Raw genomic sequence first — 19,402 nt, forward strand, 5'->3', positions numbered from 1 at the left:
AAATATATGAATAAGCTTGAGATAAACACAGCACAAAATGTAAAAATCCAGTATAATCTTGCTAGTCTAGGTTCGCGGATGATCGCATTTGCAATAGACTATTTTATTATCGTGTGTTACTTCTTCTTCTGTATGTTTCTGTTGGATGCCTTAGATATCACGAGTAGGGATCCCTATCTTTTCTACGGTATTATTATGGGAATGACTTTACCTGCGTTTTTTTATACCTTGATTGCCGAAACAGCCTTCGGCGGACAGACCATCGGTAAAAAGATCATGAAAATAAAAGTGGTGAAGCTCGATGGTTCTCGTGCCGACTTTTATCAATACCTATCAAGATGGACATTATCAATAGTAGATATATGGATGACAATGGGTGGTGTTGCAATTACCGCTATTGTCTTATCCAAAAATGGTCAACGGATTGGAGACATTGCCGGAGAGACATCCGTCATCAGTTTGAAACCTAGTTTGAAACTCAGTGATACAATTTATGAAGAGACCTTTGAAAATCATCCTATTTTATTCCCGCAGGTAATTAAGTTGAGCGACAAAGATGCAAATATCATCAAAGAGGTCTATCAGACGGCTTTTGACAGGAGAGATGTAGGAATACTGACAGCCTTGGTACAACGTCTCGAAGCGGTTATGGAAATTAAACATCCCGAAAAAATGACACCTAATGATTTCGTTTTACAGGTCATGAAAGATCATTACAGCATGTTTAAGGATAAATAGTCGGTATAATAGACTATTAAGTTTGGCCTTTACTGGGGTAAACAATGGATACTAGCCGGAAATACAACGGATTTTACACGCTAGCAACCGAACAAGCAACGTACAATCACCGAAGAAGTACCGAACGAGCACCGTTAGAAGGCCAGATTTATCCGCCCTCAATTCGCATTTCGTAAGGAAGACACGGTAAAATTTTAAGTATAAAAAAGGGCCGAATAATCGACCCTTGATATCTTTTAGCTAGGATAACTCTTAAGCTGTTACGGAAGCTGCCGAAGTTTGTACCTGACGATCGACTTTCTTCACTAAACCTTGCAAAACATTGCCCGGCCCAACTTCCACAAATGCAGTAGCACCATCCGCCAGCATATACTGCACCGTTTGAGTCCAACGGACAGCACCTGTCAACTGCGCAATCAAATTTTGTTTAATAATAGCAGGTTCCGTTTGTGGCTTTGCATCAATATTTTGATAAATAGGACATCTTGGAGATAAAATATCAGTCGCTTCGATGGCAGCTTGTAACTCTACTTTAGCTGATTCCATCAATGGCGAATGGAATGCACCACCAACATTTAATTTTAAAGCTCTTTTTGCTCCAGCTTCGGTCAACAAGGCACAGGCTTTATCTACACCTTCAATCGATCCCGAAATAACCAATTGTCCAGGACAATTGTAATTCGCCGCGACAACCACTTCATCCACTTTAGCGCAAATTTCTTCTACAACAGCATCTTCTAAGCCCAAAATTGCGGCCATTGTTGAAGGTTGCAGTTCACAGGCCTTTTGCATGGCATTCGCACGTTGGGATACCAATTTCAATCCATCTTCGAAACTCAAAGCTCCTGCTGCAACCAATGCTGAAAACTCACCTAAGGAGTGTCCTGCCACCATATCTGGCTGAAATGAGTCTCCCAAAGCTTTGGCTAAAATAACAGAATGCAGAAAAATTGCAGGTTGCGTTACATTAGTTTGTTTCAACTCTTCGTCCGTACCGGAAAACATAATATCCGTGATACGAAAACCTAAAATATCGTTGGCTTTCTCAAACAAAGCTTTTGTTTCTTCATTTAAATTATATAGGTCTTGACCCATCCCAACAAATTGGGCTCCTTGACCAGGAAATACATATGCTGTTTTCATTATTATATTTTTTTCTTTAATGGCGAATGAGAACTCGTAAGACCGTTTTCATAGTTAAGAATTACGTAACCGCAAATATATAGAATTCTATCAAATATTAATCTTCGGGGACAAAACTCAGTGACAGCATCTTCCGAGGGTCAAAAACATCCTGGGCAATGGCTAAAAGACTAGTGTTATCTAAATGCTGTATTTTCTCGATTACCTCATCCAATAATATAACGCGGTCATAATCCATCACATTCTTCGCCGCCGAAATAATCATACTCATCCTATTTTCCTCTGTCAGGGCAATTTGGCCAATAAATTTCTGTTTAGCTTTCTTCAATTTGATTTCGGAAAGTGGCTGTTCACACATCTTGTAAAGCTCTTTAAAAACAAGTTTTTTCGCCTTTTCAACCTTTTCCTCATCGGTCCCCAGATAGATGCTAAATAGTCCAGTATCCGAAAAGATTGTGTAATTGGATTCAATGGTATAGGCAATTCCGTATTTTTCTCGGATGGAGAGGTTCAGGACCGACCCCATTCCCATACCGCCTAGCATATTATTTAAGAGCAATAACCCTGTCTTACGCTCATCACGATAATCGTAAGCCAATGATCCGAGCATATAGTGCACCTGATTAATGGGTTTGGGAATTTCAATATCTTCAGCGACAAGGGGTTTTACATCATTTCTGAAACGAGAAACAGTATGTTGCACGATTCCTCCAAATGTCTCCTGTAGCAACTTTTCAACCTCCTTTAGACTGTAGTTGCCCGTGATTCCTATGACCATCTCGTGTGTGTCATAGTTGGACCGCATAAAATCCGTAATATCGTTTTTCTGTAACGCCAGGAGCTGATCTTCAAGCCCCAATATATTATGTCCTAAACCCGACCCCTTAAACACAAGATCTTCGAAATCATCGACAATCGATTCTTCTGGACTATCAAGATAAGAGGCCATTTCATCAACAATTACCGATTTTTCCTTATCCATCTCCACTTCAGGAAAAGTAGAATGGAAGAAAATATCCTCAAATAGATCCAGCGCTCGATTGAGATACGGTCGCAGTACAGACGCATGGACACAGGTATATTCTTTTGTTGTATAAGCATTCAGGTCTCCGCCAACAGACTCCAGATGATCGATAATCTGTTTCGTTGAACGCGTCTCAGTTCGTTTAAATAAAAGATGTTCAATAAAATGAGCAACGCCGAACTTGCCCTCCGATTCGTCGCGGGAGCCTGCATTGATTACCATGCACACATGCGTCACTGGCAAATTTTGATATTGGAATACCGCACGGATTCCATTTGAAAGTCTGATGATTTCGTACTCCATTCAGTTTTTGAAATTTCTCTCATTGATCGCTCATCCTCATTTATTTCCCACCCCCCAGACCGACCAATCTTTTCCTGTTTATGTTAATTAGCAAAAAGATCCTATATGGGCTACAATTCGCGCATTATTGCCACAATAGTTTCCTAGTATAGTTATACTATTGGTCAAACTGACCCCTTGTTACAATTTTAGCAAAACTAGGGATTTTTAAACGCAAAACGGTCATAGCGAAATCACTATAACCGTTTTTTAGTTAGCTTTTATTCTACTTACATCCGGGGTCTTCTCATCCCACCATGAAAATCATCCCCTCCTTGCGGATTGCCCATCGCAAATTTTTGGAATTTATAGGTAAACAAGACCATAAAATAACGTCCCAAACGGTTGGTGCGGCTATCCGTCGTTAAGAAGCCATCTACAGTACGAGACAGATTCGTTTGTTGGTTTAATAAATCAAATGCTTGCAAGCGCAATGTACCGCGCTGATCTTTTAAAAATCTTTGTTCCACATAGGTATTGATAATGAACGGGTTGGAAGACAATCCTTGACCATAACCTTGATTGAAAGATTTAGAAAGATCGGCCCCAAAAATCGTATTCTTCAAAATATTGTATGAACCGATCAACGTTGGTGTCCATGTCTGAATATCGCTATTCCGCTGTAATAAACTATTTTGCGTGTGCGTAAATTGGTAACGAACACCCGGATTAATTTCCAAATTCTCGGATGGGTTGTAACGAAACATTAGTCCTTGGGTCAGGACAAAATTACGGGCAACATTTTTCTGTCCGATATTATCATTCTCATCGATAGAAGAATAGCCAATGGTTTTATTCACCGAAATTCCTCCCATCAACATGACATTAAACGTTTTTTCCTTCCACGATTTACCATAATGGTAAAATGAGTTGATCGCATACGGACGATCTTCGGTCTCATTCAGATAACGTGTCTCTGAGATTAATGCCGAGTCAATTTTTCCAGTGGTTGGATCCTTCTGGATAGGACCATAGTATGATTTGTTTAAACTAACAATTTTATTATCCGCCATTGAGCCATTGAGGAATACAAAGAAATTATTCCCCTTTTGAAAATCGTTTTTACGGAATCTTAAATTCAATTGATGATTAAATTCTGGGTTTAGATTCGCGTTTCCATAAACGATATTGGTCGAACTTGTACTCAGATTATAAGGCAATATTTGCGATACACTGGGTTCTGTAGGTGATCCAGAATAGTTCACTGTTAGATTCGATTGACGAGAGAATTTATATTCAAAACGCGCAATTGGCATCCAGTTCATATTATTACGGGAAATCGGAATAATCTCTCCCGAGTTAATCGCTGATCCATTTAAATGAGAGGGCTGCCCAGCCACACCGACTGAGTAGGTCAGCTTATCATTGCTAAATAAATAGTTGGCTCCAATCTTATGGGTTACAAAAGCATAATCATAGCTGTAGTCCAGATTTAACTTTGCGTTTTCAAATGCATTTTCAATAATATTGTTATCTCTATCATATCCCTTTTGAGTAATATTGTTATCGTATTTATTTTTGTTAAAATCATAAGTTACCTCTAGTTTTCCATTTTTGGATAGCGGTTCAGTATAATTTACCGAAGCTCCTGCATTCCAGCTCTTATTTATCGCATCCTGAACCGTACGTTGGTAAATGTTACTCATGGGTTGGTTGATATTGGACGGATCAGAAATGTACCTATCGAGTATCTGATTTACGTCTTTATCTGTTTTGGCATTATTGTAATTGAAATTGAAAAATAAATTGCGTCCATTATCGTTCAATTTACGGTTATATAAACCACTGATCCCAAACCTTGGCGCGGTGGAGTTTGTTCCAGTTGTTAGTTCTTGCTTATTATCCAAAACATTACTTAAATAAGTAATGGAATTGGTTATCGCATTATTATCTCCCTCATCATAACCAAATTGCGGCACAATCTTAATATAGTCTTTCGCAGTCGGTTTCCACTCCACGTTAGCCTCAAAACGATGGTTCCCCCCAATCGTATTGGAATTTGCATCCGCGCTGTCGGCTTGCGATCGGCCCGGTGTTGCATTCACGATATATCTTTGTGAAAGCGTCGTGTTATTGCTATGGCTATAACTATAACTTCCGTACGCGGTCAGCTTATCTGAAAAATCTTTGCGAAAATTCAATCCAATAGAGCCTATTTTTGTAAGACCATCAGAGCCACCAAACATACCACCGCCACGACGTCCTCCACCGCCTTGACCTCGACGAGCTCCACCGCCTGTTGTGTTGAAATCAAACAGGGGTGCATTGGTATTGTTTAAATTTCCGAGCACAGAAATCTGCTCCCCTTCACGCATCCCCATCCACATTCCTGTTGCCTGATAACGGTCTTCAGTACCATAACCGGCACGAAGCGTTGTCATATGCCCCTGATTATATTTGGGGTCAATCTGAATATTCAGAACCTTTTCGGAATCTCCGTTCTTATTCCCCGTTACATTAGCCATATCACCATAATCGTCAATGATTTGCATTTTTTGGATAATATTAGCCGGGAGATTTTGCGTGGCTGTTTTTACATCGCCACCAAAAAAATCTTTTCCATTGATACGTACCCGTTTTACGGATTCTCCTTGTGCGGTAACATTCCCATCTTTATCAACTTCCACGCCCTGCAATTTTTTTAATGCATCTTCCGCAACGGATCCTTCGCGCAACTTCAGATCCTTCATCGTGTACTCCAGCGTATCACTTTTCACGACCACTGTCGGCACGCCATCCACAACGACCTCTTCAAGCATCTGAGAATTCTGCTGTAAAGTCAGGCTCGGAATAATGTATTTTGTCTCCCCCTTTGGAAAGCCAAACTCCTTTTCAAAACGTTCAAATCCTAAATTAGAAACAGTAATCTTAAACGTATCCGCCTTGATCTTATCGAATATAAAAACCCCAGCCATATTTGAACCCGCAACCATGGAATCCAGTTTTGAAGTCAACTTAACAGTCGCTCCTGCAATAACGCGGTTTTTATCATCTTTTAACATTCCTTGTACGCTTCTCGTCTGGCCATATACAGTCCATCCAGTTAACATACTCAACAAAAAAAGCATATAGCCTCTCATAACATCTATTTTTATATTTCTATAATTGACAAATTATTTGACCGAATGATCTCGTTTTCGTTTAACCCATTCCACGCTTTCACCATGTACACACGAGCACATCCTAAATCTTTACAAAAGAAGATATTATTAGTGTTAATTAATGTAAAAGGGCATTATTCACACAGAAGTTACAATGCATAACTCTAATTTTATTTGTACTTTCGTTCATTTACAGAACTAGAAGATGCTACTATCCTATTATCAAAATCGACAGGTCGAAGCTGGATGTGACGAGGCAGGCAGAGGTTGTTTGGCAGGACCAGTCTTTGCCGCAGCGGTAATTTTCCCTGCTGATTACCATCATGAGCTGCTCAACGATTCGAAAAAATTAAGCGAAAAAAAACGGATGGCATTACGCCCAATTATTGAACGAGAAGCACTTGCCTATGCGGTAGCTAGTGTCTCAGCGGAAGAAATTGACCGCATCAACATTCACAATGCCAGTTATCTTGCCATGCACAAAGCGCTGGATATGCTACAAATAAAAGCGGAATATATCATTGTGGACGGGAACAGATTTATTCCTTATCAGGCCATTCCGCATTCCTGCATTATCAAAGGGGACGGAAAATATCTATCTATTGCAGCAGCTTCCATTCTGGCAAAAACCTACCGTGACGAATATATGGACAACCTTGCTTCGGATTACCCGGCTTATGATTGGCTCAACAATAAAGGTTATCCGACTGTAAAGCATCGGACTGCAGTCCTCGAGTATGGTTCAACACCGCACCATAGAAAAAGCTTTAGAATAACTGATCCACAGCTCAAATTATTCTAAAGCTTCAACCTTTAAAATAAACAGCTTGCTATGCAGCTGTTTATTTTTTTGTCTCCCGTAGTGAGAAATACGCTGCTGCTGCTACTCCTAATCCAAGGATAATCGACGATATTAGAGTCAAAAGATTACCCATTTTATGTGATTCTGGATCAAAGATAAATTCGACTTTATGTGTTCCTGATGGCAACTGTAAGGCTCTCAACAAATAATCTGCCCGGATAATTGGAATTTCCTTTCCATCGACATAAGCCTTCCATCCTTTATCATAAAACACTTCAGAGAATACCGCAAATGCGTCATTGGTAGCCGTATATTCATACTGCATTTTATCAGGATGATACGATGTCAGTTTAATTTCCCCTGTTGTAGCCGCGCTCGAAGTTTTTGCTTTGATTTCATTCTGGTATTGTTGATTCACAAAAGCTTCTTTACGTGGATCAAAAGAGCTGATCGCTTGCATTTCCTCCGCATTTCCTTTTACAAAAGTCACCTTGTCTACAAACCAAGCATTTCCAGCTGCAGTGCTCCGTCGCACAATACGTTGCGATTGATTCTGAGGATCTGTTGTGATCAAATAACGTACATTGAACATATCCAGCACATCTTCATTGAGCGCTCCATTGAATTGGTTCTCCAAGATTTCCTGAAAACGCATTAATTTAGCCGCATGGTAGCCTCCTAACGATTTATGGAAATACGAAGGGCGGGCATCAGAAAATGGATCAGTCGTCAAATCAAGGACGCGATAACTCAGATCTTTATCCATCAAGATCAATTGATCAACTTCGCGTTGCTGAAACACCTGCTGTGCAGTCGCGCCTTTCTCCATAAAGGATTTATCATTCAAAAAGCGTTTATCTACGCTCCACAAATCGAATAAGAACAAGATAAGCAGGGTACCCAATAAAACACCTTCATTAAGCTTTTTCTTAAGGTAAAACCAAACAAGTCCGAATGTAAGCAAAATAATCACAAAGGAGCGGTAAGCATCTTTACTTGCGATATCCTTACGATCCAAAACCAATTGGTTGGCCAGCTCTGTAGCAAAAGACTTGTCGCCAATCTGTTGGGTGAATGACTCTATTAAATTATTATGACCAGCATTTCTGAAGTTTAAGAACAGATCCGGCATTACGCCGATTAATAGACAGACGCCGCCCACACCTGCAAAAGTATAGAGCACTTTCTTCTCTAGATTTGGATTTTCTTTAGCCCGTGTCAACAATTCGTTTACCGTCAGAATAGCCATCATTGGAACCGTGATTGAAACAAGAACCAGGATGGATTCAACAGCCCTAAATTTATTGTACATTGGGAAATAATCAAAGAATAAATCAGAGACCAACGTGAAATTCTTTCCAAAAGACAAAAGCAATGCTAATATTGTAGTCGTTAATATCCACCATTTAAAACGGTTTTTAACAATGACAAGTCCTAATATAAACAAGAAAAAAACACCGGCCCCAAAATACCATGGCCCCGATGTAAAGCGTTTGTCTCCCCAATAGGTTGGCATGCCTTGCGCCATCTGTCCAGCCTGAATTTCAGACGCCCCTCCTTTTTCCATAAAGAATTTCGCCACATGAGACTTTTCGCCCAACTGTCCGCCACTGGCCCCGCCATAAGCATTAGGGATCATGAAGGTCATGGTCTCGCCAATACCTTGGCTCCATTCATAGGCATACTCCTTATCAAGCCCTTTTTCCTTTGTACTATTATTATCAACTTTCGTAATATTAGCATGCCCTCGGGTACTCAACTTACTGTACTCCCAGGTAGGTAATAAAATAGAGGCGTTTACCATCAAAGCAATGATAACTGCAATCACCTGTCTGCCTGACGCGACAAAAAACTCCTTTAATTGTTTTTGTTTGACTGCATCAACCAAGATAAAAATAACGTATACCATCAACGCCATTAACAAGTAATAGGTCGTTTGTAAGTGGTTGACACGAATTTCCAGGGAAAGGAATAACGCCAGTAGCACTGGCCCCCACAACCTGCTCCCCCGATAACACATGACCACCGCAGCAATAACAGGTGGTATAAAGGCGATCGCATTTGCTCTCGTGATATGTCCTGCCTCTATATAAATAAAGTTATATGAGGTAAATGCGATCGCAACCGCACCCACTGCTGCAAGCCAGGGTTTGATGCGTAATACGCTAAAAAGAAAGTAGGCGCCCAGAAGATAAAACAATACCGTATCCATCGGGCTCGGAAAAACAAATTTGACAGCTTTTAGCACATAGGTACCAATGTTATTTTCGTTCGCCTGCCAGATCTGATAGGTCGGCATTCCTCCAAACATGGAATTCGTCCATAAAGGCGCCTTGCCATCCTTGGCTTTATAATCAAATAATTCCTTTTGTCCAGCTTGCGCCTGTACTACATCCGATTGGGCAAGTGTCTTTCCCTGCCAAACAGGTGTGAAATAAAAAAATACGAGCGCAATAAATACCGCAATAACGATCAAATGTGCTGAATTCGCCTTAAACCAATTTTTCATTTATCCTCTTAGGTTGTTTAAAAGTCTTAAAAGCCAAACTTAGATAAATTTGTTTTTATATACAATTATAATTATACGCAATCTATTTCAAGGTACCACTTCTGGATCACGAGAGGAACGATCATAGAAATTTCAAGATCTAGGATATGCTCCGAATCACAAATACCTCGAATATAACCTTTGGCAAGGTCCCATACATTCTTAGCGAAAATAAAAGCCCTAAATATTTAGGGCTTTCACTTTCCGTTATTTCATTTTTACGGCAGTTCCTGTTGCACCTACCATCATCATCCCCCCGGTTCCAACGGTCTGGAAATCCAATCTCACGCCAACGACCGCATCTGCTCCCAAAGCCTTCGCCCGATCTTCTAACTCACGTAATGCTGCCTCACGAGTCTCCTGAAAGGCACGTTCATAGGAATTGGATCGACCACCAAAAAAATCTCTAAAGCCAGCCATCATATCTTTAATGGCATTCGCCCCCAAAACGACCTCTGAAGAAACAATCCCTAGATAACGATCGATCTGGTGTCCCTCGATAACACTTGTTGTTGTTAATAACATAATTTTATTCTCCTTTTTGAATTAACTTATTGATATCGGATAATTCGCCAAAAACAACTAAAATATCCCCTTCCGCCATTACTGTTTCAGATGTGGCAATACCAGATGCTTCTTTTTGTTCCTTGGTGATTCCGTCTTTTTTCGTTTCTGTAATTTTTACTGTCGTCAGTACAATAATTTTATAAAGATTCGTCAGATTAGCCTCACGCAGCGTCATACCAATATAACGCTGTGGAACCTTTGTTTCGACAATTGAATATCGATCTGAAACCTTAAAGGAGTCAACGATATCAATATTGTCCAATCGCATCGCCAAGCGCTCAGCCGCCTCTTCTTCCGGCATAATATACTCATTGATCTCCATGGCTTCCAGAACCGTTTTTTGCAAATCGGAGACAATACGACCAATTATACGCTTTACTTTTAATTGCTTTAAAAGTGCAACAGTCATAAGAGAAGCCCCCTCATCTTCCCCAATAGCGACAATGACAGCATGCGCATCTTTCAAGGGCAGTGAAGATACAGCCTCCCGATCAGTTGTATCCAAACATACGGTATGCGTGATTTTATCTTTGAGCTGTTCCACTATATTTAAACTTCTATCTGCTCCAATCACTTCATGGCCGAGTTCAGTAAGATGAACACCCAATGAACGCCCAAAATGTCCTAATCCCAAAACAATATACTTCATAACTCAAACTAAGATAAATTTATTGTATTTACAAGTATAATCACAGCGTATACTATTAAATCAACCTCTTTCTCTTCATTCCCCTATTTATGTATGAATAAAGAATACAATTAAAACAGGATCTTTTCCTCCGGGAATATAATATTCTTTCGGGTTGTATTTTTAATAAATGCAACCAACAAAGTTAACATGCCTACACGGCCGACCAGCATGGTTACTACAATGATCAATTTTCCACCCATACTTAAGGAAGGAGTTACACCTAAACTCAACCCACAGGTTGTATATGCAGATAAGGATTCAAAAAGTAAATCCTTCATACTTTTGTCTGGGTCAGTAAAAATAAGGAGGAAAAAACTTAGCCCAACCACAAAGAATGACAATAGGATTATCGCAAAAGCTTTATTAACGGATTCACTCGCAATTCTCCGCTTAAAAATTTCAATGTATTCCTTTCCCTTTGCCAAGGATATGATATTCATAAAAGTAAGCGCCACCGTTGTTACTTTTACACCGCCTCCAGTAGATCCCGGAGATGCCCCCACCCACATCAATACCATAATCAGGAAAATAGTCGGAGCGCCAACAAAACTCAGGTCAATGCTATTATAACCCGCTGAGCGTGCGGCATTGGCCATAAAAAAAGATGTAGCCCATTCACCGTCAATACCTCTTTCCAAAGAAAGTGTATTCTTCCGTTCCAAAAAATAAAAAAACAGCGTTGCTGCAACAATTATAATCGCATTACAGAGCAACACCAATTTGGAATTAAAACTAAAGCTCCACGCTTTATGCTTGTAGCTTTTCTTCGTAATCAAGCGATGATACCAAAGCAGTATAAACTCTTTTATATAAGTATAGAAGTTCAGCACAATACCGAAACCGAACCCACCAAGAATGAATAATGAAGACAGCGCAAGCTGAAAGGAATAGTTGAATTTATAGGCTTCGTTTGTAATTCCTCCTGATAAAATGGAGAATCCGGCATTACAAAATGAAGAAATAGAGTGAAAGATTGAAAAGAAAACCATACTCCCCATATTAGGGAAATTACCTCTCTCCAACGTGCTAAAAATCAATACGGCGCCAAGAAACTCAAACAATAACGTAATGAATATCATGGTCAGCAAGGTTTTGATCACTGAGGCCACCTTATTCTCGCCCAATATTTCACCAAACATCAACTGGTTTTTAAATGAAAATCCACCAGAGAAAAAATAGCCAAAGAATCCGGTAAAGGTCATAATTCCCAATCCCCCAACCTGTATCAATACAATAATAACCGTCTGGCCAAACATACTAAAGTTGGTCGAAATATCGGCCACAGACAAGCCCGTTATACAGACTGCACTAGTCGACATAAACAAGGCATCAACAAAACTGAGCGGGGCTTCCGTTGTTGTCCGTGGCAACATCAACAGGACTGTTCCTATCAGAATAAGGACCAGAAAACTAATGACGAAAAGTATAGTTGGATTAAAATAAAAATTATCGAAAAAGAGGGTACTTTTGGATAGCTCAGCAATAAAAATAATATAGATACCCAAGTAAATCCATTGTTCGCGGGAAAAAACAGAAAGCGATTCAATTCCCGCAAAACGGGCTATCAAAATAAAAATAAAATAAATGAGAATAAGTAGACCTGAATAATGCTCAACGGCAATTTTTCTTAATGCATAGATGGAAGACGACTCCCGTAATGCAATCATAAAAAAAAGTGTAAAAAACAAGTAATGGATTGTCTTGCCAAGTAGCACACCCAAGGCCGGATCTGTTACATAACCCACATTAAATATGACGATCGCAGCACAAACCATGCTGGTGTAAAACATGATCTTATCTACTAGACCGTTTTTATATTTGAAAACAAATCGAACAAAACTTAATATAGAATCTATCATTATAAACCGCAAACTAAGATAAATTTGCCTTTATTCAAAACCTATCTACATCTTCTCTCCAATAGGCAGGTTATTTTCACGTGAAACGGAATCTACAGGTTTATATCGTTACCTCCTTACTCTCCAGGATTCTCTTTCTCTAATTCCTTTTCAGCTTTCTCCCGGTCCCTTTTTCGTTTTTCCTCTATTTTAGCCGCTGCTTTTGCCTCTTCTTCTTTTTCTTCTTTTAATAACTCTTCAGCGGTTTTATGCTTTTTAAATATGCCAGAAAATAACTTCTTCGCTTTCTCCACGCCGCTCACAACCTTTTCCACACGATCCGCGGTATTCATCAATTTAGCTTCACGCTCTGGCCCTAAACCAACACATTGTTTAATGCCCATCAGCAAACTTTGCCACATAGCCTTGAAAAATGGATGATAGGGATCCCGATGTTTGTTGATATGCCCGACAGTGTATTTGCCATACAGATCTGGGTTTCCGGGATTGAACAGAACCTGATTGACCATAAATGAAAGAAAGCCCTTCTTTTCTCTTCGTCCATCGTCACCGGTTTCAGAAAGTATATTAACTTTTAGGTCGTTATAATCCATCTTAAAGGTTCCTTTACTCCGGTAATCATTAGCCCAAATATCAAATACAATCTGTCTCAAATTACCAGATTTAACCTCAACATTCAGCAAAGGCCGGATCATTTTATTGACAACCGTTAAATCCATCTGTCCCAGGCTGCCCTTGTAGGTATAAGCCCCAACTTTGGAGGTCATGTCAAACACAAAATTGGTCAACAGCTTGCCTGAATTCATAAAATTAGTACTCAGATTAGCGCGCATCAACTTTTGTTTGCTCAACTTTGTCGAATCGTTCGTTACATTTAATATCGTACCATAGGTATGGTCAAAAGTAATCGTTCCTATTTGGCTATATTTATCGCTCATCTCCGAATAAGAAATGCCAACATTATCCAAAATCAGCGAATCAATTCCCAACCTGGTCGACATCTGCATCAATTTCATATGTGGCGCATTTCCGATCTGCCGGGTAGCAGGACTCTTATAATGTTTATCACTATAAATAGAAAGATGTCCATTTTTTAAGAATGCTTTTTGAGCATAAACTTTTTTATCTCTTGAAAGCTGTCCAAAATTAAACTCAGTCAACTGTAATGTGTCCATTTTAAAAACAACATAACTCCCGCCTTCTCCTTTCTTCTTATAATAGGCGGCTTTGTTCAAAGTCGGCTGATAGGCTACTTTAGTCAAAAGGACATTTCTTTCTTTGCTATTGATCTTGAGCTTATCAAAGTTGATTTTATAAAATCCGTCCGGAGTTTTATAGGTAAAGCCTGGTACTTCGATATCGATCATTTTGGTATGATAAAAGCGCTCTTTATCCTGTTCTGAGGTTGAATCAATAAGAACATCATCAATCCGCACTTTAACTTTTTTTATTTCAAAATCCTGATGTCCCCCCTTTTGTACCTGCGTATATTTAAAATCAATATCATTCAGATTGATGGCTTCAACATGAATCTTCTTTAAGTTATCTTTTATCTTTTCGTATAATGGTTTTTTAGGGCCTTGGCTCACCGTATCGTTATAACTATGCAGCTCGTTTATAACATGTATTGTAGGTGTATCAACAGTAATATCGTGCAGGAAAAGCTCCTTATCCATCAGTACCTTACGGATACCAAAACTTTTAATCTTAAGCTTGTTGATGATTATAGCATAACGGTTGTCCGGAGCTTTTTTCATAAGCTCCAATTTCTTATACACTATACTATCTGGAATTAAATGAAGGTTATCAATAGTTAGATTGCCCAGCGCCAGATTAACATGTATATCGTCATAGTGGACCTTGTAAAGACCGTCGGTAGCTTGCAAAACCAATTGTTTTATTTTAGCATCCAACATCGGCTTCCATTTATTGCTAAAATACATAATACCCCCAGTCAAGGCTAGAAGGATAAACACAACGATTCCAATGATCCACTTAAAAATAGGCTTCATAAAGTCACAATCTCTTTGTAATTTAGTCTTTATTTATTGAATAGCAAACAAGATCAATTCCCCTTTTGTTTTCAAACACGATTAAATAAAGCAAATATGCAGCTCCGAACACGCGTTTTTTTATTTCTTGTACCGTTTTGGCTACTTATATTCAATTCTTGTTCAAATTCAAAACCCGAAACAGCTTTCTATTTTTGGAAAACGGTTTTTCAACTTGACACGATAGAACAACGGGCGCTAAAAGAAGTCGCTGCGCAGTCCATCTATATACGGATTATGGATATAGATTTTGACCCTTCGGGTGTTCAGGCTGTTCCCATTAGTCCAGTCACCTTTTCCCAGCAAGTCCCTAAAGAACAAGCGATAATACCGGTTGTATTTATCAATCAACGCATTTTCGCGGAAATGGACAGCCTACAGATAAGAGCCTTAGCCAGTAAGATTGTTCCATTTGTCACCGCGAAAGTGAAGCAGGCTGGTAAAGAAAAATTCAACGAGTTACAACTGGATTGTGACTGGACACAGACCTCACGAGACAAATTCTTTTATTTGCTCAATTATATACAGGAATTACCAGATTTAAAGAATGTTGTTGTCAGCTCAACATTAAGGCTACATCAAGTGAAGAATACCCTAACAAGTGGAATCCCTCCAGTAAAGAAAGTGACCTTAATGTGCTACAACATGGGCAACCTACGCCAGTTTGGGAACCAAAATTCAATTCTAAATCAACAGGATCTAAACACTTATTTAAATGGGACACTACGTAATTATCCAATGGAAATGGACATTGCACTTCCCCTATTTCAATGGTTTGTGGTTTTTAGAAACAATAGTTATATCGGCATTTCAAAATATATTAGCGAGCAGGACATCAATAATAAGGCTTTATTTACCCCTAATCCGAACAGTAGCTTATATATTTTAAAGGTTGACCTCCCTAAGGCAAACCTCAAAAAAGGAGATATCGTACGTTTTGAGAAGGTAACACAAAACGATCTCTTACAAACGGCAAAATTTTTGAGAGGGGAATTGAAAGGAAAAAAACATCAGATTATTTTTTATCATTTAGACCAAGCTACTTTAGCAAATCATGGCAATGCCGAGTTACAGGAAATTATTAGTGCTTTCTAGCAGCACACTTGCATTTTTCTTCGGAGAAATAGCGACAAATATCGCTTGTGGTCCCGAAGTGGATCCCTATGACAACCAAACGACCTATTATCTTCCAAATCTTGAAGATAACGGGTTTTCAGCATTTCAATACATCCCCTACCAGTTTCTTTATACGGAAGAAGCTCCAGTCCAAGAAAGTCTCGTTAATAGCGAAGCATGGGCAAAACACTTAGGTTCTGGAGTAAATGCAGAAGATATCGAACAATTCATGTACAGGAGCGACTCAGCAACTACTGAGTTGGTTAGTAATCAAAAAAAATCTGCTTGGAGTAATCTTCCTGACTCCGTCAAAGGAAATACATTTGTACAAACCTTAATTGATGGTAAACACGAACCCGAGCGAGCGTACTTTGTTTTCACAAAAAAACAAGAGCCCGTTACAAATGTTCAGCACAATTATTGGGATCCGGACACGCGGAATTTTAAAGAGATTGTGCACTTTGCAGAACTCGCCGAGACGCAGATCAACAAACATAAAAAAAACAGCTTCCTTTTTGTGCGTTACGCTTATCAGGCCGCCCGCTTATATCTATTTGGTCAGGAGTATGCTAAAAGTATCGCAGTCTACGAAAAATATTTACAGCCCATTAAAGGGAGTGATGCAATTCTAAATTGGGCACTTTCCAACTATGCTGGTGCCGTCCGTAAGAATGGCGATGGTCCCAAAGCAGCATACCTTTTCTCCAAGTTATTCACCGCAAGTCCCGAGAGACGTGTTCTGGCCTACTCAAATTTCCATTATATCACGGCTTCTGATACCGAAATTTTTCAATATGCAACTAATGCTGCAGACAATTTCAACATTAACGCCATCATTGGATTCGGCACAGGAGACCGCACCATGAAATATCTAAACGCCTGTTACAAGCTTGATCCAGCCAATACTGTTAATGCTGTTTTGCTAGGAAGAGAAGTGAACAAAATAGAAGGCGACATGAATGAGTCTTTTTATATTGGTTACGGCGAAAATTATAATTATTATTCCCGTAACGAGGATAAAAACACAGTTAAACAACATTTGGATTCCCTTCGCGATTTTGCTTTAAACCTTTATCAGGACAAAAAATACGTCCAACCGCAGCTCGGCTTGATTACCGCCGCCTATTTAAGTTGGATGAATAAAGAAAATGATCTGGCAAAAAAATACATTGCCCTGGTCAAGGAAAGTGACCTGAACCCTAAGCTGGCAGATCAATATCAGATTACCGTGTTACTTACGCAGTTAACCGATTGGCAAACCAGCAAACAGATCGATCAACCAAAACTGGTCAAGACATTAGCGTGGCTGGAGGAAAAGGCCCAACAGGACGGTAAAAACTCAAGCAACAAAAAGGAATGGAGCTATAGTGCTTTTGAGTACAGCAATTACAGTTTAATTGCTAGAAATATCCTCCAGAATCTTGTCGTCAAACACTACCTCAACACCCAGGATACAGCTATGGCAAGTTTAGCCGCTGTAAAAGCAGATATTTTCTATAATTATGGTGTCGCGAAAGATTCGCTTGAAGACAATATGCAATGGTCCACCATGCATTTTTGGGAAAATAGTCTCACACCTAAAACATTGTTAAAAATAAGAGCTTTACTATCCGACAACAATCAGCAAAACACATTATCCCGTTTTTTACTGGAAGATATCAAGCATTTCAATAGAGATTATCTGACAGAGCTATTGGGTACTGCATACTTGCGGGAGCTGGATTTCCAAAAAGCGGCGATAACACTGCAAGCACTACCTAAAAACCATAAAACAAAAGAAATAAAGAATTGGTACAGTGAAGATGAAAATGATGTTATCCCTAATCCATTCATCGTTACCGTCAATGACTATCCTAAAAAATACGGAAAAGAGAATACGACCAAACTAAAATATGCCGAACGCATGGCCCGTTTGGAAAACGGCATAAAAAACGAGAAAAATAATCAGAAAAAGGCGGATTATTACTTTCAGATGGCTACAGGAATTTATCAGACCAGTACCTATGGGAACGCATGGTCATTGGTTTCCTACGACTGGGCCTCTTCGGACAGTCACGCAGCTACAACTGTCCATTGGAAACGGAACTATTTGCAGACAAAATCAGCAAAAGAATGGTATAGCAAGGCCCGTTCATTGAGCTCAGATAAAGAATTTAAAGCCAAATGTACATTCATGCTCGCAAAATGTGAACAGAAGGATTTTGTTTATACAGATGAAACACGTTGGCAATATTATGATTCTCCTTTGAAAAATCCATTCTACCGTTTTTCATTACAGAATAAGTACTTTAAGGAACTAAACACTCAATATAAGGATACACCGTTTTTCAATATAGCTTCAAAAGAATGCACCTATTTAAAGGACTACATAAATCTAACTCAAGCCATTAAATAAAAGTCGTTATTAGCGCTTAAATACAGAAAGGCTTCCGTTCGTGGAAGCCTTTCTGTATTTAAGCTCTGCTATCTTCATTATGATACATACTGAGATAACTATCATAACGGGAGGATTCAATCGCTCCCTCCTCAACGGCTTCCATAATCACGCAGCCGGGCTCATTGATATGCCGGCAGTTATTAAATCGGCATTGGTTCATCAACGCACGCATCTCAGGAAAAAAATGCGACAGTTCCTGCTTTTCGATATCCACAATCCCCAACTCACGAATACCTGGTGTATCAATCAGTTTACCACCGAAAGGTAAATCAAACATCTCCGCAAATGTTGTGGTGTGCTTCCCTTTATCTGACCAATCCGAAATTTCCCCTGTCTTCAACCCATATTCAGGCACAATAGCATTAATCAAAGTGGATTTACCGACTCCCGAATGACCTGACACTAATGTAATTTTATCCTGAAGAAGCTCCTTCACAACATCAATATTCTTTCCTGTCAAGGCTGACACTTCATAGCATGGATAGCCTATCCGCTCATAAACGGTTTTATAGTCCGCCAATATTTCCAAACCTTCGTCACTGAAAAGATCGAGTTTATTAAAAATAAGTACCGCTGGTATTCCATAAGCTTCTGTCGTTACCAAAAAGCGGTCTATAAAGCCCAAAGAAGTTGGCGGAGAAGCCAAAGTAACCACCAAAAAAGCCTGATCTAAGTTTGCTCCTATAATCTGCGTTTGCTTGGACAGGTTCACCGATTTTCGGATAATATAGTTACGGCGGGGCTCAAGCTCCCGAATGACAGCACTTTCGAGATCTGGTTCCAGATCAAAATGCACCCAATCGCCCACAGCTACTGGGTTGGTCGTTTTAATTCCTTTGGTGCGAAATTTTCCTTTAATCCGGCAATCATATCTTTCGCCATCTTCGCCCAAAACCTGATACCAACTACCTGTGGACTTTGTTACCAATCCTCTCATAGAATCTGTTGCATTAAATGTGTCATAGCGCAAAAATCGGAAAAAT

Annotated in this window: 13 protein-coding genes; 4 read left to right on the plus strand and 9 right to left on the minus strand. The window is 39.5% G+C overall.

Annotated elements, in window-relative coordinates:
* Positions 1-6: 6 nt before the first annotated feature.
* Positions 7-738, plus strand: a complete 732-nt coding sequence (locus tag BWD42_RS15720) for an RDD family protein (protein ID WP_077437333.1) — start codon at positions 7-9, stop codon at positions 736-738.
* 252 nt (positions 739-990) lie between these two features.
* Here BWD42_RS15720 and fabD read toward each other — a convergent pair whose 3' ends face one another.
* From fabD to BWD42_RS15735, 3 genes are all read right to left on the minus strand, one after another.
* A complete protein-coding gene (gene fabD / locus BWD42_RS15725) occupies positions 991-1,881 on the minus strand; it encodes an ACP S-malonyltransferase (RefSeq protein ID WP_077437334.1) in 891 nt (296 codons plus the stop codon).
* A gap of 97 nt (positions 1,882-1,978) precedes the next feature.
* Positions 1,979-3,208 (minus strand): M16 family metallopeptidase, encoded by a 1,230-nt coding sequence (locus BWD42_RS15730; RefSeq protein ID WP_077437335.1) that lies wholly within the window; start codon positions 3,206-3,208, stop codon positions 1,979-1,981.
* A gap of 269 nt (positions 3,209-3,477) precedes the next feature.
* Positions 3,478-6,327, minus strand: coding sequence for a TonB-dependent receptor (locus tag BWD42_RS15735; RefSeq protein ID WP_139351182.1), 2,850 nt, complete (start codon positions 6,325-6,327; stop codon positions 3,478-3,480).
* A 226-nt stretch (positions 6,328-6,553) separates the two neighbouring features.
* On the opposite strand from BWD42_RS15735, the gene BWD42_RS15740 reads away from it, so the two are divergent.
* Positions 6,554-7,150: a ribonuclease HII gene (locus tag BWD42_RS15740; protein WP_077437337.1), complete on the plus strand. Its 597-nt coding sequence runs from the start codon at positions 6,554-6,556 to the stop codon at positions 7,148-7,150.
* A 40-nt stretch (positions 7,151-7,190) separates the two neighbouring features.
* Here the strand turns inward: BWD42_RS15740 and BWD42_RS15745 are convergent, their stop codons facing one another.
* The 5 genes from BWD42_RS15745 to BWD42_RS15765 form a co-directional block, all read right to left on the minus strand.
* Positions 7,191-9,659, minus strand: coding sequence for a YfhO family protein (locus BWD42_RS15745; protein ID WP_077437338.1), 2,469 nt, complete (start codon positions 9,657-9,659; stop codon positions 7,191-7,193).
* A 246-nt stretch (positions 9,660-9,905) separates the two neighbouring features.
* The gene (locus tag BWD42_RS15750) at positions 9,906-10,223 is read right to left on the minus strand and encodes a YbjQ family protein (protein ID WP_077437339.1); all 318 of its coding nucleotides are present in this window, start codon (positions 10,221-10,223) and stop codon (positions 9,906-9,908) included.
* Positions 10,224-10,227: 4 nt separating this feature from the next.
* The gene (locus tag BWD42_RS15755; RefSeq protein ID WP_077437340.1) at positions 10,228-10,914 is read right to left on the minus strand and encodes a potassium channel family protein; all 687 of its coding nucleotides are present in this window, start codon (positions 10,912-10,914) and stop codon (positions 10,228-10,230) included.
* Positions 10,915-11,024: 110 nt separating this feature from the next.
* Entirely contained in the window at positions 11,025-12,815 is a 1,791-nt protein-coding gene (locus tag BWD42_RS15760) for a TrkH family potassium uptake protein (RefSeq protein WP_254846250.1), read from the minus strand.
* Positions 12,816-12,931: 116 nt separating this feature from the next.
* A complete protein-coding gene (locus BWD42_RS15765; RefSeq protein WP_175992075.1) occupies positions 12,932-14,827 on the minus strand; it encodes a hypothetical protein in 1,896 nt (631 codons plus the stop codon).
* 96 nt (positions 14,828-14,923) lie between these two features.
* Here BWD42_RS15765 and BWD42_RS15770 point away from each other — a divergent pair, with 96 nt between their 5' ends.
* Both BWD42_RS15770 and BWD42_RS15775 read left to right on the plus strand, forming a co-directional pair.
* Positions 14,924-15,961: a hypothetical protein gene (locus tag BWD42_RS15770; protein ID WP_077437341.1), complete on the plus strand. Its 1,038-nt coding sequence runs from the start codon at positions 14,924-14,926 to the stop codon at positions 15,959-15,961.
* A complete protein-coding gene (locus BWD42_RS15775) occupies positions 15,921-18,377 on the plus strand; it encodes a hypothetical protein (RefSeq protein ID WP_139351183.1) in 2,457 nt (818 codons plus the stop codon). Before BWD42_RS15770 ends, BWD42_RS15775 begins: the two co-directional genes overlap by 41 nt.
* A gap of 58 nt (positions 18,378-18,435) precedes the next feature.
* Here BWD42_RS15775 and rsgA read toward each other — a convergent pair whose 3' ends face one another.
* Positions 18,436-19,356: a ribosome small subunit-dependent GTPase A gene (rsgA, locus tag BWD42_RS15780; protein ID WP_077437343.1), complete on the minus strand. Its 921-nt coding sequence runs from the start codon at positions 19,354-19,356 to the stop codon at positions 18,436-18,438.
* Positions 19,357-19,402: the final 46 nt, after the last annotated feature.

It is taken from the genome of Sphingobacterium sp. CZ-UAM (assembly GCF_002000245.1).
In the GTDB taxonomy this organism is placed as follows: domain Bacteria; phylum Bacteroidota; class Bacteroidia; order Sphingobacteriales; family Sphingobacteriaceae; genus Sphingobacterium.

Bases quoted from the DNA above. Each gene is read 5' to 3' on its own strand.
- BWD42_RS15735 (WP_139351182.1), bottom strand. From the start codon at position 6,327: ATGAGAGGCTATATGCTTTTTTTGTTGAGTATGTTAACTGGATGGACT.
- BWD42_RS15775 (WP_139351183.1), top strand. From the start codon at position 15,921: ATGGCAATGCCGAGTTACAGGAAATTATTAGTGCTTTCTAGCAGCACA.
- BWD42_RS15750 (WP_077437339.1), bottom strand. From the start codon at position 10,223: ATGTTATTAACAACAACAAGTGTTATCGAGGGACACCAGATCGATCGT.
- BWD42_RS15770 (WP_077437341.1), top strand. From the start codon at position 14,924: ATGCAGCTCCGAACACGCGTTTTTTTATTTCTTGTACCGTTTTGGCTA.
- BWD42_RS15760 (WP_254846250.1), bottom strand. From the start codon at position 12,815: ATGATAGATTCTATATTAAGTTTTGTTCGATTTGTTTTCAAATATAAA.
- BWD42_RS15755 (WP_077437340.1), bottom strand. From the start codon at position 10,914: ATGAAGTATATTGTTTTGGGATTAGGACATTTTGGGCGTTCATTGGGT.
- BWD42_RS15730 (WP_077437335.1), bottom strand. From the start codon at position 3,208: ATGGAGTACGAAATCATCAGACTTTCAAATGGAATCCGTGCGGTATTC.
- BWD42_RS15765 (WP_175992075.1), bottom strand. From the start codon at position 14,827: ATGAAGCCTATTTTTAAGTGGATCATTGGAATCGTTGTGTTTATCCTT.
- BWD42_RS15720 (WP_077437333.1), top strand. From the start codon at position 7: ATGAATAAGCTTGAGATAAACACAGCACAAAATGTAAAAATCCAGTAT.
- BWD42_RS15740 (WP_077437337.1), top strand. From the start codon at position 6,554: ATGCTACTATCCTATTATCAAAATCGACAGGTCGAAGCTGGATGTGAC.
- fabD (WP_077437334.1), bottom strand. From the start codon at position 1,881: ATGAAAACAGCATATGTATTTCCTGGTCAAGGAGCCCAATTTGTTGGG.
- rsgA (WP_077437343.1), bottom strand. From the start codon at position 19,356: ATGAGAGGATTGGTAACAAAGTCCACAGGTAGTTGGTATCAGGTTTTG.
- BWD42_RS15745 (WP_077437338.1), bottom strand. From the start codon at position 9,659: ATGAAAAATTGGTTTAAGGCGAATTCAGCACATTTGATCGTTATTGCG.